General features: G+C 56.9%; 16 protein-coding genes and 1 tRNA gene. 6 read left to right on the top strand and 11 right to left on the bottom strand.

Features of this window, described 5'->3' with window-relative positions; genetic code table 11:
• Window positions 1-2: 2 nt before the first annotated feature.
• Window positions 3-968 carry a glycosyltransferase family 2 protein gene (locus tag OC71_RS14455; protein WP_041070358.1) on the bottom strand — a complete coding sequence of 322 codons (966 nt, stop codon included), beginning with the start codon at window positions 966-968 and terminating at the stop codon, window positions 3-5.
• 276 nt (window positions 969-1,244) lie between these two features.
• Between OC71_RS14455 and OC71_RS14460 the strand changes: the two genes are divergently transcribed.
• The 3 genes from OC71_RS14460 to OC71_RS14470 all read left to right on the top strand — a co-directional run bounded on the left by OC71_RS14460 (window position 1,245) and on the right by OC71_RS14470 (window position 4,072).
• Window positions 1,245-1,436 carry a DUF1508 domain-containing protein gene (locus OC71_RS14460; RefSeq protein WP_041070360.1) on the top strand — a complete coding sequence of 64 codons (192 nt, stop codon included), beginning with the start codon at window positions 1,245-1,247 and terminating at the stop codon, window positions 1,434-1,436.
• A gap of 154 nt (window positions 1,437-1,590) precedes the next feature.
• Window positions 1,591-1,797 (top strand): hypothetical protein, encoded by a 207-nt coding sequence (locus OC71_RS14465; protein ID WP_027614505.1) that lies wholly within the window; start codon window positions 1,591-1,593, stop codon window positions 1,795-1,797.
• Between the two features lie 277 nt (window positions 1,798-2,074).
• Window positions 2,075-4,072, top strand: a complete 1,998-nt coding sequence (locus tag OC71_RS14470; protein ID WP_041070362.1) for an acyltransferase family protein — start codon at window positions 2,075-2,077, stop codon at window positions 4,070-4,072.
• A gap of 902 nt (window positions 4,073-4,974) precedes the next feature.
• Here the strand turns inward: OC71_RS14470 and OC71_RS14475 are convergent.
• The 5 genes from OC71_RS14475 to dapA form a co-directional block, all read right to left on the bottom strand.
• Window positions 4,975-5,064, bottom strand: a tRNA-Ser gene (locus tag OC71_RS14475).
• Between the two features lie 83 nt (window positions 5,065-5,147).
• Window positions 5,148-5,861 carry a phosphoribosylaminoimidazolesuccinocarboxamide synthase gene (gene purC, locus OC71_RS14480; protein WP_007963288.1) on the bottom strand — a complete coding sequence of 238 codons (714 nt, stop codon included), beginning with the start codon at window positions 5,859-5,861 and terminating at the stop codon, window positions 5,148-5,150.
• Window positions 5,862-5,889: 28 nt separating this feature from the next.
• Window positions 5,890-6,651 carry an MBL fold metallo-hydrolase gene (locus OC71_RS14485; protein WP_041070364.1) on the bottom strand — a complete coding sequence of 254 codons (762 nt, stop codon included), beginning with the start codon at window positions 6,649-6,651 and terminating at the stop codon, window positions 5,890-5,892.
• A gap of 4 nt (window positions 6,652-6,655) precedes the next feature.
• Window positions 6,656-7,771 carry an outer membrane protein assembly factor BamC gene (bamC, locus tag OC71_RS14490; protein ID WP_041070366.1) on the bottom strand — a complete coding sequence of 372 codons (1,116 nt, stop codon included), beginning with the start codon at window positions 7,769-7,771 and terminating at the stop codon, window positions 6,656-6,658.
• Window positions 7,772-7,788: 17 nt separating this feature from the next.
• On the bottom strand, window positions 7,789-8,667 hold the full coding sequence (gene dapA, locus OC71_RS14495; RefSeq protein WP_041070368.1) for a 4-hydroxy-tetrahydrodipicolinate synthase: 879 nt from the start codon (window positions 8,665-8,667) through the stop codon (window positions 7,789-7,791).
• A gap of 325 nt (window positions 8,668-8,992) precedes the next feature.
• Here dapA and OC71_RS14500 point away from each other — a divergent pair, with 325 nt between their 5' ends.
• Both OC71_RS14500 and OC71_RS14505 read left to right on the top strand, forming a co-directional pair.
• On the top strand, window positions 8,993-9,553 hold the full coding sequence (locus tag OC71_RS14500; protein WP_007963284.1) for a glycine cleavage system protein R: 561 nt from the start codon (window positions 8,993-8,995) through the stop codon (window positions 9,551-9,553).
• Between the two features lie 10 nt (window positions 9,554-9,563).
• Window positions 9,564-10,037, top strand: a complete 474-nt coding sequence (locus OC71_RS14505; protein ID WP_041070370.1) for a peroxiredoxin — start codon at window positions 9,564-9,566, stop codon at window positions 10,035-10,037.
• An 85-nt stretch (window positions 10,038-10,122) separates the two neighbouring features.
• On the opposite strand, the gene OC71_RS14510 is transcribed toward OC71_RS14505, so the two are convergent.
• Both OC71_RS14510 and OC71_RS14515 read right to left on the bottom strand, forming a co-directional pair.
• Complete coding sequence (locus OC71_RS14510) at window positions 10,123-11,193, bottom strand: AI-2E family transporter (RefSeq protein ID WP_027614463.1); 1,071 nt, start codon at window positions 11,191-11,193, stop codon at window positions 10,123-10,125.
• A 32-nt stretch (window positions 11,194-11,225) separates the two neighbouring features.
• On the bottom strand, window positions 11,226-11,465 hold the full coding sequence (locus tag OC71_RS14515) for a sulfurtransferase TusA family protein (RefSeq protein WP_007963279.1): 240 nt from the start codon (window positions 11,463-11,465) through the stop codon (window positions 11,226-11,228).
• A 98-nt stretch (window positions 11,466-11,563) separates the two neighbouring features.
• Between OC71_RS14515 and OC71_RS14520 the strand changes: the two genes are divergently transcribed.
• Window positions 11,564-12,997, top strand: coding sequence for a M48 family metalloprotease (locus OC71_RS14520; RefSeq protein ID WP_041070373.1), 1,434 nt, complete (start codon window positions 11,564-11,566; stop codon window positions 12,995-12,997).
• A gap of 79 nt (window positions 12,998-13,076) precedes the next feature.
• Here OC71_RS14520 and OC71_RS14525 read toward each other — a convergent pair whose 3' ends face one another.
• The 3 genes from OC71_RS14525 to OC71_RS14535 form a co-directional block, all read right to left on the bottom strand.
• Window positions 13,077-14,507: a DegQ family serine endoprotease gene (locus OC71_RS14525; RefSeq protein WP_041070375.1), complete on the bottom strand. Its 1,431-nt coding sequence runs from the start codon at window positions 14,505-14,507 to the stop codon at window positions 13,077-13,079.
• Between the two features lie 210 nt (window positions 14,508-14,717).
• Window positions 14,718-15,680, bottom strand: coding sequence for a MucB/RseB C-terminal domain-containing protein (locus tag OC71_RS14530; RefSeq protein ID WP_041070377.1), 963 nt, complete (start codon window positions 15,678-15,680; stop codon window positions 14,718-14,720).
• A gap of 8 nt (window positions 15,681-15,688) precedes the next feature.
• Complete coding sequence (locus OC71_RS14535; protein ID WP_041070379.1) at window positions 15,689-16,276, bottom strand: sigma-E factor negative regulatory protein; 588 nt, start codon at window positions 16,274-16,276, stop codon at window positions 15,689-15,691.
• Window positions 16,277-16,299 lie beyond the last annotated feature (23 nt).

The following is a 16,299-nucleotide window of genomic DNA, read 5'->3' on the forward strand; positions in this document are numbered from 1 at the left end:
TATCAGTCCTTGGGGTCATAGACGCGACGCACCAGAAAAACCGGCCGGCGTTTGGATTCGATGTAAGTGCGCCCCAGGTACTCGCCGAGTACGCCGATGCCGATCAACTGCAGGCCACCGAGGAACGTCACAGCCACCATCAACGAGGCATAACCGGGCATGTCGACGCCGTGGATCAGCGTGCGCACCACAATAAAAATGGCGAAGGCAAACGAGACCAGCGACACCGCCGCGCCGATGTAAGTCCAGATTCGCAGCGGTTCGGTACTGAAACTGGTGATGCCCTCCAGGGCAAAATTCCACAGCCGCCAGCCGTTGAACTTGCTCTGCCCCGCCACGCGTTCGGGCCGCTCGTAATCCACATGGGTGGTGCGAAACCCGACCCAGGCAAACAGGCCTTTCATGAAGCGCCGGGATTCGGGCAAGGTCAGCAAGGCGTCGACCACGCAACGGTCCATCAGGCGGAAATCACCGACGTTTTCCGGCAGCGGTTGCTCGGCGATCTTGTTGTGCAGGCGATAGAACCAGTGCGCCGAAGTCTGCTTGGCCCAGGTGTCGCTGCGGCGGCTGATGCGGTGGCCGAGCACGACTTCATAGCCTTCGCGCCAGCGCTCGATCATTTGCAGAATGACTTCGGGCGGGTCCTGCAGGTCGGCATCGATGGGGACAACGATCTGCCCGGTGGCAATCTGCAGGCCAGCGGACAAGGCGGCCTCTTTTCCGAAGTTACGGCTCAGATCGACGATACGCAGACGCGAGTCGTGCCGTTGCCGTTCCAGCAGCCCCTCAAGCGTGGCATCGGTACTGCCGTCATTGACGAACACCAGTTCCAGAGCAATCGAGGTCTGCTGCCGGAAGACTTCGTCGATGCGCCGAATGAACGCGTCGAGACTGTCCTCCTCGTTAAAAACCGGAATAATCAGCGATAACGTGACCCGTGTGGCCTGTGCTGTTCCATGCTCAGTCAAGGGAATGCTCTTTTTATAGTGTTTGTCGGTCGTCGAAGCATTTTCGACGCCATGAGCCGTCCCGTATTAAGCAGTAGCGCCGTTAACCTTGCAAGGCGCAAATGGCGACATTCCGGCCAATCCAGACGCCATTGCGCACGCTCTAGTCCGCACTCCTCAGAAACATCTGCCAACGATTGGAAACAAATGCCCGATAGCGAAAAAAACTCGCTCCGCTAGGCTTGCGTCGATGCGACACACAGGTTGTCGCAAACACCATCGCAAGGAGCGAATTGAATGTATTTCGAGATCTACAGGCAATCCCGAGGCACCCCGAGCACCGGCAAAGGCCAATGGCGCTGGCGGCTGCGGGCGGGAAACCACGAGACGGTTGCCAGTGGCGAGTCCTACGTGAACAAGGCCGACTGTTTACACGTGATCGAGTTGATCAAGGGTGTGCAGAGCGATACGCCGGTGAAGGAGATCTGACCGCACCGGGCAGCACAGCGCTGCGTCCTACAGCCACTTCCTTTTTTGCCTGAAGCGCTGGCGAAGCACTTCCGCGCCCCTACGCTCTTCAGCGTATGGGGCGATCCAGCCCTGTCAAGCCATACGACGTTCAACTCAAAAAAGGAGCCGCACCATGGCCAGAGACAAAGCAAAAGACGACAAACACTTCAACTGCACTCAAACACACGAAGCCGACTACGTCGCCAGCCTCTATCCGCACGCCAAGGATGAAGTGAAGACCTTCCTGGCCTCGGCTTGCAAGGACAACACCCTGCGTAACTCGACGCACAAGGAAGTGTATGACTTGATCAAGCAGAAGCTGGGGCATCCGCAGCCGTGAAGAGCTGAGGCGGGGTCTCTAAAACCCGCAGAAACAAAAAAGCCCCGCAGCTTTTCAGCTGCGGGGCTTTTTCTAACACGTTAGCAGGCCATCAACATTTGGTCCAAGATCCCCGGCGCCCCCCCTTCCCAGCTAAACATCGCTAGACGCCAAGGCTGTTTTCAATTTTTCTGCCCGTAGCGAAATTTTGATCAGAGTTTCCTTAACAGCAGAATAATGGCACTATCGCGACCTTCTATCCCGTGCCTTGCAGCTAGTAACAACTTGAGCCGAACCAATGACAAACCCCAATTTAAAATATAGAAGTGATATAGACGGCCTTCGCGCGCTTGCTGTTATTTCTGTTGTGATTTTTCATGCTTTCCCAACATTGATGCCAGGTGGATTCGTAGGTGTAGATATATTTTTTGTAATATCCGGATTTTTAATCGGAACCATATTACTTAAAAGCATGGACCGAGGAACGTTTAGTTTTTCAGATTTTTATGCCAGAAGGATACGTCGAATCTTTCCAGCCTTGACTCTGGTACTGATATCTTGCTGGTTTATTGGCAAGCTTGTCCTATTGCCGAATGAAATGACCGAACTGTCCAAACACATCGTAGCGGGCGCGGGCTTTGTAGCAAATTTCGCACTTTGGTACGAGAGCGGATATTTCGATATCGCTGCAGAACTCAAACCATTATTACATCTATGGTCGCTAGCGATTGAAGAACAATTTTATCTATTATTCCCCATTATACTTTGGACGGCCTGGAAGCTGGGATTTAGCGCTATCAAGCTGATTCTGGCCATTGGATTAGTGTCGCTGATTTTGAATCTTTATTTCATCCACGTTGATCCAAACGCCACATTTTACTTGCTGCCGACCCGGGCCTGGGAACTGTTGGCAGGTACATTGCTGGCATGGGCTTGTTTGCAGCCGTGGTGGATATCAAGGGTCGAACAACAGCGCTCCACACTCAATGACATTTTAAGCGCGACCGGGCTCGTACTCATATTCTTCGCACTGTTCAGCTTCAAGTCGAGCGATCTCTTCCCGGGGTGGCGTGCAATATTTCCGGTGCTTGGTTCAGTCCTTCTGATAGCTGCAGGACCTTCATCTATAATCAACAAAAGGATCTTTTCAACACGGGTAGCTGTAGCTATCGGTTTAATCAGCTTTCCGCTGTACTTATGGCATTGGCCACTGCTTGCGTTCGCCCGAATAGTCCAAGGTGAAGAACCCAGCATTGAGATAAGATCGGCAGCGGTTGCAGCAGCACTGTTACTTGCCTGGATTACCTATTCATTAGTTGAAAAGCCCCTTCGCAACGGAATACTAAAGCAGGCACGTCAAACCCCTGCATTTGTCGGATTGATGATCGTTATCGTGCTTGGCGGGTTTGTATCCTATAAACAGCCAGTAGCTGACCCGTTAGAGACTAAATCCGAAGTAGCCCGGGCTATCGAGAAAAATACTGCAATTTCGCTGGCGAACTGCGCAACGAGATTCCCTGACTGGAACAAAATGACTGACAACCCATGCCTGATCCAGGACGGTTCGATTACGAGCTCGGTCATAGGCGACTCACATGCAGCGCACTTGTTTGCTGGGCTAAGTACCTACTCCACCGCGGAACATGGCTTGGCTGTTTTTCCGGCCAGTTGTGCTGCGCCGTTTTATGATACGTCTACTGCGCAAAAGGATAAAGCCGCGGCGAAGGTTCGCGCGAATGCTTATCGCCTCATCAATGAGGCATATGATTATGTCGCCAACGACAACAGCGTAGTAAATGTGCTTCTTGCTCATAATCCACGGTGCTCTTATGAAGACGCTGTAGACATTCAAAACCCTGACGAACCGGACTTCAGAAAAGTCTTGGAGTCCGGCATGAGAAGGTCCTTCAAAATACTATCTGACGCAAAGAAAAATGTTTTGGTAGTTCTAGACGGCCCAACGCTTCCCTTTGATCCATCGGCCTGTGTCCAACGACCGTTTAGAATTACTGAAAAGAATGATCACTGCTCATTCCAGCGGACAATATTCGATCAGGACACTGTAAATTCTGCATACAACGAAATTGTTCAACGCGTAGCGAAAGACTTTATTAACGTGCAAATAATTGACTTATCTTCGCAGCTCTGCGACTCCGATAGATGCTACGCGGCCAAGGGTGGAAAAGTGCTATACAACGATAGGAACCATCTATCCATGTATGGCTCGCAATTCATTGCACCATACATCATGAAGTCTCTACTCCAAGAAAAAAATGAGCGCACCTCGCAACTGTAGCCTGCGAGTGGATACAAAAACGCCCGCTTGGCGGCGGGCGTTTAGCCTGATGCTTGCAGTTGTTGTACCGTGCCGGGCATACAAAACTTCAGCCGTACCCAGGCGTCGACGGCATGTGGTTACTGCTTCTGGATGCTCACAGCCTTGAACAATGCTTCAACCCTATTCTTTGGCTCTTCACGAAGTACCGAAAAACACAGAAACAAGAACGCCGATTTGATTGATGATGATCGTGCGAGCAAGCACATCTAACAAACCGGCGTTCTTGTGCGCGATATTAATACGCTCCTGCCGTTTTATTTTTTGCTGTCGTCGCCATCAATCCTGATGGTGACACGCTGTTGATCGGTCTGATCGCCAAGAGCAACCGATTACCAGCCTGCAGCGAGCCCAGCACAACCACTCATGAATACTGCCAGCCACTCATCCCAGACTTGCCCATCCTTGGGCGGGCAGTTCGTTTAAACGTCGAACTCAGACGGGTTGGATGCAGTAGTCGCGGTCACCGAATGGAAACCGTGAGCTGGCTTGATCGCTATCCCCGGGTGACGCGCCGCCTGGCTGAAGCGTTCATCCAGAGCTGCCAACCGGGTGCAGGTCCCCGAGGCCAACTGCCTGCGCCATGACCAACTTGCACACAAGATCTTCAAGCAACGCTGTCGCTGCTGGCGCGGCATCCTGAGCAGCGTGCGGTGGCCTGTGCACACCGTATGACTGGAGGGGATCAATAACCATCAAGCGGATGACTTACGGCTACCGAGACTGCGAATTCTTTTCAGGAAGATCAGGAGCGACTTTCCCGGCAATCCGTGAAGAACCTGAAGATACCCTGACTGAAGCGCGACAAACGAAAAAGCCCCCGTAATCAGCAATGATTACGGGGGCTTCGTCTTGTTCAATAATGGCGGAGAGATAGGGATTCGAACCCTAGGTACCGGTGAAGGTACAACGGATTTCGAATCCGTCCCATTCGGCCACTCTGGCATCTCTCCAACGGCGCGCATCATAACAACACTTTGACCGAAAGCAAACCCTCTTTCGAAAATTTCTTCGTGCTATCAGATGCTTGCGTCGATTAAAGCGGTACACCCAGACGATTGGCGACTTCTTCGTAAGCTTCGATGACGTCACCGAGGCCCTGGCGGAAGCGGTCTTTGTCCATCTTCTTCTTGGTGTCCTTGTCCCACAGACGGCAGCCGTCCGGGCTGAACTCGTCGCCCAGGACGATCGAACCGTCGCTGAACACGCCGAATTCAAGCTTGAAGTCCACCAGCAAGAGTCCTGCGTCGTCGAACAGTTTGCTCAGGACTTCGTTGACCTTCAGCGACAGTTCTTTCATGCGCGCCAGTTGCTCGGCGGTGCCCCAGCCGAATGCCACGACGTGGGATTCGTTGATGAACGGGTCGCCCTTGGCATCGTCCTTCAGGAACAGTTCGAAGGTGTAAGGATTGAGCTTCATGCCCTCTTCGACACCCAGACGTTTTACCAGGCTGCCGGCGGCGTAGTTACGCACGACGCACTCGACGGGAATCATGTCCAGCTTCTTCACCAGGCACTCGTTGTCGCCCAGCAGCTTATCGAATTGGGTCGGGATGCCGGCCGCTTCGAGTTTTTGCATGATGAAGGCGTTGAACTTGTTGTTCACCATGCCTTTGCGGTCGAGCTGCTCGATGCGCTTGCCGTCGAACGCCGAGGTGTCGTTGCGAAACAGCAGGATCAAGCGGTCAGCGTCATCGGTCTTGTAAACCGATTTGGCTTTGCCGCGGTAGAGTTCTTCACGTTTTTCCATGATGGGCTCCGCTTGCTAAGTAGATGGGCTAGGCGATATGGCGCCAGTCGAGCCCTGAATCTTGATCGGCCAGTTGCAGCCAGTCCGGGTCGCACCCGAGGGTGTCGACAAAACATTGCCGGGCCAGCTGCGGCAGGTTGTTCTTGCTGCTCAGGTGGGCGAGAACCAGATGCTGCAAGCCCTGCCACCCCAACTCGGCCACCAGGAATGCCGCCTGATGGTTGTTCAAATGTCCCAGCTCGCCGCCCACCCGCTGCTTGAGAAAGTACGGGTAATGACCACGTGCCAGCATGTCGCGACAATGGTTGGACTCGATCATCAATGCATCGAGATCCCGATAGCTGTCCAGCACCCGCTCGCAGTAGGAACCCAGGTCGGTCAGGAGGCCGAAGCGCCGCTGCTCGTTGTCACTGAATACATACTGAGTCGGCTCTTGCGCATCATGGGCCACGGCAATGACCCCGATGTTCAGAGCGCCGATCTGCAACTGCTCGCCGCCGGCCAGAAAGCCTGCGGGTTCGATCGGTTTGCGCATCCCGCGCAGTGTGCCGCGACTGAGGTAGACCGGCAGATTGTAGCGCCGAGACAGCAAACCCACGCCATGCACGTGGTCGGCATGTTCGTGGGTTACGAGTATCGCGCTCAATTGCGCCGGGTTCACACCCAGGCGCAACAGGCGTTTTTCGGTTTCCCGCAGGGAAAAACCACAATCCACCAGCACATACGTATCAGCGCTGGCGATCAGCGTGCCGTTCCCTTGGCTACCGCTGCCGAGAACGGCAAAGCGCATGTGATCAGCCCAGGTTGTCCTGAATCACGCTCAACACTTTGCGGGCCACATCGGCCGGCGCAACGGTGTTGATGTTCTTCTCGACGGTTACCTGAACGTTTTCACCGACCTTGCTCAGGCGAACCTGATAACGCTCGGCGCGGGCTTCAACTTCCTCTTTGGTCGGCGCACTGCCGAACAGGCTGCTGAAGAAACCAGGCTTCTCGTCTTTCTTCTCGGCTTTTTCGGCCAGGTTGATGTAGTACAGGCCCAGGCTGCGGTTGATGTCTTCAACGCGCCACTGACCTTGCTCCAGCGCACGACCGACGCTCGACCAGGCACGATCCAGATCCGGACCGACGTTCAACACTGGGTTGCCGCTACCGTCTTCGCTAAGGCTGACACGGCTTGGGGTATCGAAATCACGCGAAGCCAGCATCGACACCGAACCACCCTTTTCGGAGGTCCGGCTCATGCTCGCCAGCATGTCGTCGACCAGCGCAGCGTCCAGGCCAGTGTTGACCGAACGGTTGGTGAAATCGACGTCAGCGGTGCTGCCGGCAGGACGCTCGGCGCTGACCACGTAGATTTCACTGGTGTTGCGCTGCACGCCCGGCTCGATGCGCACCCGCACGCGGGTTTCGCTATCGGCGCCGACACCCGCTGCGCTCAGGCGCTTGGCCATGGCGGCGGACAGCTCGTCAGAATGCTGCCAGGTGGTAGTGAATTCACCGGTTTGCGGACGCTGTTCATCCAGACGGAAACCGTTGTCCTGGAAAAACTGCACCGCCACTGGCCAGACTTCGGCCGGTGGGTGCTGGGCCACGACCCAACGCGAGTCACCGCTCTTCTGCAGCGAGTAGTCGGTTGCATCGGCAATCGCGGTCAGCGGTTGTGGACGCGGCACCACGTATTCGCCCTTGGCAGTGTCATCGGCCACGTTGCGCGGGATCGGCAACAGCGGGTCGAGGCGCTTGGAGGTGCTGACATTCGGTGGCAATTGCATCGGTGCAGTCTGTTGCGCTTCCAGGTAATCGCTACCACGGTCACGGAAATAACCTTCCGGGCCCCAGACCCATCCGCAGCCACTGGTGCTGGAGATAATCAAGGCAAGTGCGGAAAGTCCGGCCATTCGCTTCATGCGTTGTACTTCCTCAATTAAACCAGGACGCTGCACTGGCGCAGGGCCGTGCGAAGCGTTTCATGACAAGGAGCGCTCAGCCAGGTCAGCGGCAGGCGGATGCCTTCGTGCATCAAGCCCATTTCAACCAAAGCCCACTTCACCGGAATCGGGTTGGCTTCGATGAACAGGTCCTTGTGCAGCGGCATCAGTTTTTCATTGATTGCCCGTGCGGTCTCGGCGTCGCCTTTCAGCGCAGCCTCGCACAGGTCAGCCATTTCGCGCGGGGCGACGTTGGCTGTTACGGAGATGTTGCCTTTGCCACCCAGCAGGATCAGCTCGACCGCGGTCGGATCATCGCCGGACAGCACGATGAAGTCCTTGCTCACGCCGTCGATGATGGCTTTGGCGCGTTTCAGGTCGCCGGTGGCTTCCTTGATGCCGATGATGTTCGGCACGGTGGACAGGCGAATCACCGTCTCGGCCTGCATGTCGCAGGAGGTGCGGCCGGGAACGTTGTAGAGAATCTGTGGAATGTCGACGGCTTCGGCAATGTGCTTGAAGTGCTGGTACAGGCCTTCCTGGGTCGGCTTGTTGTAGTACGGCACGACCAGCAGGCAGGCGTCGGCGCCGGCTTCCTTGGCGTTGCGGGTCAGCTCGACGGCTTCGCGGGTCGAATTCGCACCGGTACCGGCGATCACCGGGATGCGGCCTGCGACCTGTTTGACCACGGCTTTGATGACGGCGATGTGTTCTTCTACATCAAGGGTTGCCGACTCGCCGGTAGTACCGACCGCGACAATGGCATGGGTGCCGTTCTTGAGATGGAAGTCCACGAGTTTGCTGAGGCTGTCCCAGTCAAGACGCCCTTGTGCATCCATGGGAGTGACCAGTGCCACCATACTGCCCGCAATCATGAAACCGCTCCTGCCGGAAAAAGAGAGCGGTAATGGTACTGGCGCCAAGATGCTTGCACAAGCGAAGTACTGCGCCGCCATTCCCCTTGGCGTCGGTTTTCGCTACCCTTCAGACTTTGATCGGTACAGATCAGCTTGTACGCCGGGTTCCAGCCTCCCCTTTCGGCCTCCCAGGCCCCGTTCCAGTGTCGCAGCTGCACGTTCCGCCTTTATTGGAGCGAATTGCGAGCCAGGGTCCGGGGCTTTCTGAACGGGCACGCGCAGACGCATCCCGACGGCCAACGCCCATCGACCTACCGACCGCTCATCGCTTTAGGAATGCTGCATGTCCACCCCCACAGTTCGCGAACAATTCCTTGTCATCAGTGCCCTTGGCGCCAACCCCATGGAGCTGACTAACGTCCTGTGCCGCGCCAGCCATGAAAATCGCTGCGCCGTCGTCACTTCCCGCCTGACCCGCCACGGCGAGTGCAGTGCCCTGGTACTGGAAATCTCCGGTAGCTGGGACGCCTTGGCCCGCCTCGAAGGCAGCCTGCCAACCCTGGCCAAGCGCCACGCCTTCACCGTCAACGTGGTACGCAGTGCGGCGCTGGAAAATCGCCCGCAGGCGCTGCCTTATGTAGCTTATGTCAGCTCGGCGTATCGCCCGGACATCATCAATGAGCTGTGCCAGTTCTTCATGGACCACAACGTCGAGCTGGAAAACCTGACCTGCGATACCTACCAGGCCCCACAGACCGGCGGCACCATGCTCAACGCCACCTTTACCGTGACACTGCCGGCCGGCACCCAGATCAGCTGGCTGCGCGACCAGTTCCTGGATTTCGCCGACGCGATGAACCTGGATGCCCTCATCGAGCCTTGGCGCCCACAAAACCCAATGTAAGGAAGCTTTCATGGCCGTTGTCATCGACCAACCCGTTGCGGATTTCGAAGCACCTGCCACCAGCGGGCAGACCGTCAGCCTGTCTGCCTTGAAGGGCAAGCAAGTGGTGATCTACTTCTATCCGAAGGACAGCACCCCGGGCTGCACCACCGAAGGCCAGGGTTTTCGTGACCAGTACGCGGCGTTTCAGGCTGCCAACACGGAAATCTTCGGTATTTCCCGCGACAGCCTGAAGTCCCACGAGAACTTCAAGTGCAAGCAGGAATTTCCGTTCGAGCTGATCAGCGACAAGGACGAAGCCGTCTGCCAGCTGTTCGACGTGATCAAGCTGAAGAAGCTGTACGGCAAGGAATACCTGGGCGTCGATCGCAGCACGTTCCTGATCGACAAAAACGGTGTGCTACGTCAGGAATGGCGCGGTGTGAAAGTGCCGGGGCATGTGGATGCGGTGCTGGCTGCGGCTCAGGATCTGAATAAAGCCTAAAGATCAAAAGATCGCAGCCTGCGGCAGCTCCTACAGGAAAACGCATTCCAATGCAGGCGCTGCCGCAGGCTGCGATCTTTTACTTTCATAGCAATGGAGCCACTACAGGCTCCTTGCGCGGCCAGGCATCCAGCACTGCCTTGAACAGCGTCGCCAGCGGAATCGCAAAGAACACGCCCCAGAAGCCCCACAACCCGCCAAACAACAGCACCGCGCAGATGATGGCCACCGGGTGCAGGTTGACCGCCTCGGAAAACAGCAAAGGCACCAGCACGTTGCCATCCAGCGTCTGAATGATTCCGTAGACCGCCATCAGATAAATGAACTGATCGCTCCAGCCCCATTGGAATAGCGCGATCAGCAGCACCGGTACGGTCACCACCACCGCACCGACGTACGGCACGACCACCGACACCCCGACCAACAACGCCAGCAGCGCCGCATAGTTGAGGCCGAGGGCGACGAAAGCGATGTAGGTCACGCCGCCGCAGATCACGATTTCAATGACCTTGCCGCGAATGTAGTTGGCAATCTGCCGGTTCATTTCCTGCGCGACCCGGGTAATCAGCGCCCGCTCGCGAGGCAGATAGCCGCGCACCCACTCGCCGATCATGGCCCGGTCCTTGAGAAAGAAAAACACCAGGATCGGCACCAGCACCAGATAGATCATGATGTTGACCAGCAGGGGCAGGCTCGACAGCGAAAAGGTCAGCGCCCACTGCCCGAACTTGCCGATTTCGCCACGCGCGGCTTCGATGGCCTGCAGCACCTGCTCATCGGAGACCAGGTGCGGATAGCGCTCGGGCAGCAACAGCAGCAGCGACTGCCATTTGGCGAGCATGCCCGGCAGCTCGTTGAACAACGTGATCAACTGATGCCAGAGCAGCGGCAACACCACCACGATAAACACCAGCAACACGCCCATGAACAGAGCAAACACCAGACCCACTGCCGCCGCACCAGGCACGCGCATACGCTCAAGAGCAAGCACCAGCCCCTGCATCAGGTACGCCAGCACCATCCCCGCCAGTACCGGCGCGAGCATGCCACCGAGCGTGAGCACTGCGGTGAAGGCGAGAAACAACAGCACTGCCAGCACCACCGCTTCTTCGTCGGAAAAGTAGCGCTGAATCCAGTCGCGTAACACTTTGAACATCAATAATCCCTGGGTCTTTTACGCGGTGGATTTCAGGCTTTTTTCAACCAGTAACGGTAAACGCCCGCTTCGTCTTCTTCGCGCAGCAGCGTATGACCGGCCAAACGCGCAAAGGTGCGGAAGTCGCGCTGCGAGCCCGCGTCCGTGGCGATCACCTTGAGTACGGCGCCGCTGGGCAGCTTGTTGAGTTCCATTTTGGCCTTGAGCAACGGCAACGGGCAATTCAGGCCACTGGCGTCCAGTTCACAATCATGGGCTACAGCGTCAGTCATTGCGTCACTCCGGTTCAGATGGTCGAGCGGCCTAGAATATCTGGTCGCGGGCCCGGTGTCCGGCTACAGTAAGGTCTTTGTCTTCTAAGGCTTTGTGCATGACATTTCTGCGCCCTACCCTGTTGACGCTCGCTTGCCTGCTCGCCTCACCGGGCTTTGCCGACGATCTGCCGTCACTTGGCGACGCCAGTTCTGCCATTGTCTCACCGCAACAGGAATATCAGCTGGGCCGCGCCTGGCTGGCGATGTTGCGCAGTCAGGTTGCACAACTCAACGATCCGCAACTCAAGGACTACGTCGAGTCCAGCGTCTACAAGCTGGTGGAAACCAGCCAGGTAACTGACCGCCGCCTGGAATTCATCCTGATCAACAGCCCGCAGCTCAACGCCTTCGCGGCGCCAGGTGGCGTGGTCGGGGTCAACGGCGGGCTGTTCCTCAATGCGCAGACCGAAGGCGAATATGCCTCGGTACTGGCTCACGAACTGGCTCACTTGTCACAACGTCACTTTGCTCGTGGCGTCGAAGCTTCGCAACGGATGCAGGTACCGATGATGGCGGCGCTGCTGGCTGGCATCGTGATTGCCGCTGCCGGTGGTGGTGATGCCGGTATCGCGACCATTGCCGGCAGTCAAGCAGCAGCCATTCAATCGCAACGTACCTTCTCGCGCCAGAACGAACAGGAAGCCGACCGTATTGGCATCCTAAACCTGGAAAAGGCCGGATACGACCCGCGCTCAATGCCGACCATGTTCGAACGTCTGATGCGCCAATACCGCTTCGACGCCAAGCCGCCGGAATTTCTGCTGACTCACCCGGTGACCGAATCGCGTATCGCCGACACCCGTAACCGCGCAGAACAGGCGCCAGCGGGCGGCATCGAAGACAGCATGCGCTATCAGCTGATCCGCGCCCGCGTACAGCTGATCTACGAAGAAACCCCGGGGCTGGGCGCCAAGCGCTTCCGCGCACAACTGGATGAGAACCCGAAGAACGACGTGGCGCGCTATGGCCTGGCAATCGCGCAGATCAAGGGTGGTCAGCTCAATGAAGCGCGGGAGAACCTCAAACAATTGCTGGCCAAGTCGCCCAACGAGATCATCTACAACCTCGCGCAGATCGACCTGGACATCACCAACAACCGTCTGCCGGATGCGCAAACACGGGTGGACCGGATGCTCACGCAGTATCCGGGCAATTACCCGCTGAATCAGGTTCGTGTCGATCTGTTGCTGAAACAGAATCGCACCGCCGACGCGGAAAAAGCCCTCGACAGCTTGCTCAAATCTCGTCCGAACGATCCGGACGTGTGGTATCAGGTCGCTGAAACTCGTGGCCTGTCCGGCAATATCATTGGTCTGCATCAGGCTCGCGCCGAATACTTTGCGCTGGTGGGGGACTATCGTCAGGCGATCCAGCAGCTCGATTTTGCCAAACGCAAGGCGGGCAGCAACTTCCCGCTGTCCTCCAGGATCGATGCGCGCCAGCGTGAACTGATGGAGCAGGAGCGCATGATCAAGGACATGATGGGCTAAGTTTCATCAGCGACATAAAAGTTTCAGGCATAAAAAAACCGCCTCTTTCGAGGCGGTTTTTTATTTCACCGCAACCGGGTTATTCAGCCAGTTTGAAGGTGATGAAGCTCGCGCGACCTTGACGCAGTACGCGCATCGACACCGAACGATTCTTCGGCAGTGCCTTGGCGATCTCGGTGAACTCCTTGGTGGAGCCGATGGCCTGGTTGTTCAGGTGAGTGATCACGTCACCCGGCTGCAGACCGATCAGGGCCGCAGGACCGTCCTGAACCTCCTTGATCACTACCCCGCCTTTGAGGTCGTAGGTTTTCTTCTGCTCGGCGGTCAACTCGACCACCGAAACACCGAGGCGATTGCTGCTGCTTTCCGCGCCGGATTTCGGCAGCGCTGCCAGCTCTTTGTCCTCGTCCGGAATCGCGCCGACAGTCAGCTCGACATTCTTGCGCTTGCCGTCACGAATCACTTCAAGGTTGGCTTTGGCGCCCGCTTTCAGCGCACCGACCAGATGTGGCAAGTCAGCGGACATGACGATCGGCTGACCGTTCATGCTCAGGATCACGTCACCCACTTGCAGGCCACCCTTGGCTGCCGGACCGTCATCCTGAATCTGCGCAACCAGCGCACCGGCCGGCTTATCAAGACCGAACGACTCGGCCAGATCCTTGTTCACTTCCTGGATGACCACGCCCAGCCAGCCGCGGCTGACTTTGCCACCGCTTTTCAGCTGATTGGAAACGTCCATCGCCACGTCGATCGGAATGGCGAACGACACACCCATGAAGCCACCGGAACGGGTGTAGATCTGCGAGTTGATCCCGACCACTTCACCGTTCAGGTTGAACAGCGGGCCACCGGAATTACCCGGGTTGATCGGCACGTCGGTCTGGATGAACGGCACGTAGTTTTCGTTCGGCAGGCTACGGCCGACGGCGCTGACAATGCCTTGGGTCACAGTGTGGTCAAAGCCGAACGGAGAACCGATTGCCACGACCCACTGACCCGCCTTCAGGTCCTGGGACTTGCCGAGCTTGAGCACCGGCAGATCCTTGCCATCGATTTTCAGCAGGGCCACGTCGGAGCGAGGGTCGGTACCGATCAGCTTGGCTTTCATTTCACTGCGATCAGCCAGACGCACGAGGATTTCGTCGGCATCGGCAATCACATGGTTGTTGGTCAGGATGTAGCCATCGGAGGAAATGATGAAGCCCGAACCGAGCGATTGCGCTTCACGCTGACGATCGCCGCGCGGCGAACGCTGCTGAGGCGGCATGCCGCGCTCGAAGAACTCGCGCAACATCGGCGGCAAGCCTTCCAGGTCAGGCATCTGCTGGTTCACCTTGCGGTCCGGCAGCTTCTGCGTGGTACTGATGTTCACCACTGCAGGCGAGGCCTGTTCAACCAGTTGGGTGAAATCCGGCAGGTCGGCCGCCTGGGCAGCGGGGACAGCCTGACCCAGCACCAGCACGGTGGCGAAAATGGAGAGATAAGACTTCAAGCTAAGTATCGACATACAGCTCCCGTTACGACGAGCAGGGTTAAGCGATATGGAGCAAGGAACACCGGGAACCGCGGGCCGGTATTTTTGTTCCGGGAACAACAGACAAGGCCAGAGCCGTGAGGCTCTGACCTATAAAAAACTTTCGGGTGATTTGCAAATGAAAATGCTGAGCAAACATTTCATCTACGTCTCGACGAAGAGGTGGAAATGACTGAAATCAGCTCACTGCTTGCTGGTTGCAGTGCCATCGTTGCGCATCGACAAAGCAATGCGTTCAGCTGTGCCGATTGGAATTTCACCGACCACCGTGACCATCATTTCACCCTCGGGCGTAGTGAGACGGCGGGAAACGGCAACAGTCGGCCCCAACTGCGTGCGGGTATCGGTCACTGTTGCACCGTTCAACGGCTCAAGAAATACCGAAAAACGCGCCAGACCGTCGTCATACATCAGGCTGTTGACCTGAGTCTTGGTTTCCGGATCTTTGTGCGAGGTGCTGCTGGTTAGCACGAAACCCGGAGGGAGCCAGTCGGAATGCCAGACCTGAGCCGTCTTCACGGCAGAGGCCTTGTCACTATCAATAGTAACGGCCTTGCACTCGGTGCCAGCTTGCAGATCTTTGTCCGACGGGACATCAGCGGTATCAAGACTGGTGAACTGGAAACGCTCGAGCAACTGCCCCTTGTCATTGAGCAGCAATGACTTAAGCGGCAGGGCAGTCTGTTTGTCCAGATGAAGCTCGAAACCATAGCGATGCTGGTCTCGCGGCGTCAGCGATACGATAACCGCATCCCGCCCGGCAACGCGCGACTTGCCGATGACAGCAAGGTCATACCAGTTTTTCAGCTTTTGGGGATCAAACGCACGAGCGGTCGAGCTGGAAGAGTCTCCCAACCCCGCAATCAGAGTGCCACTGACACATTGAGTATGCCCATCAATGCGCACCACTTCCTGCGCCGAGCCGTCCAGTTGAACAAGACGCTCGCGAACCTGACCGTTCTGGACGCGATGCCAGATGTTATGGGTAGAAAAACTACCGTTACGCTCGTAAACGAAGGTGCCTTGAAAGCTTTGCTGCTGTTCGGCCTGGCCCAGACGGTTCAACCAGTCCTGGGCCTCATCAGCGTGGGCTGGAACAACGAACCAGCCACTGAGCAGAAGCGAAAGTAAAGGTATGGCGCGCATGATCCTCCTTAACGGTTTTCCATGCTTGCTGCACGCGCATAAGGCAAGGCGCTTTCAGTACCTTTCAGCGCAGCCTGCTGGGCATGCTGGCGCAGATAACCTGGCAGACGCTGATCATGCCAGCCTGGCTGACCTTGCAGAACGCCATTGGCCATCGGACCGGTGGTCTCCGAGCTTTCCTTATAGCCTGCCAGCACTGCCGGGCCTTTGGCTTGCGGCGCTACCAATGAAGGCTGATTGGATTGCTGAGCCAACTCGACACCCGCGATTTCGTCCTGGTTGTACAGACGAACACCGGCCAGAACGGCAACGGTCACCGAAGCAGCAACGGCCAGACGACCGAGGTTACGCCATGGACCACGGGATACTTTGGCTGGAGCCGTCTCGTCTTCCAGAGCAGCAGAGACTGCCGCAGCGATGTCCAGACGCGGAAGCAGCAGGTCCTTGTGCATGGCTGCCCGGGCGATCTGGTAACGAGCCCAGGTCTCACGGGTTTCAACATCGTCCAGTGCATTGATCACTCGACGCAATTCCAATTCGTCCGCTTCGTTATCCATCACTGCGGACAGCGATTCCTGCAGGGCTTCACGACTCATGGCGTTCCTCTCTTGGCTGTCGC

The organism is Pseudomonas sp. W15Feb9B (assembly GCF_000828175.1).
Lineage (GTDB): Bacteria > Pseudomonadota > Gammaproteobacteria > Pseudomonadales > Pseudomonadaceae > Aquipseudomonas > Aquipseudomonas parakoreensis.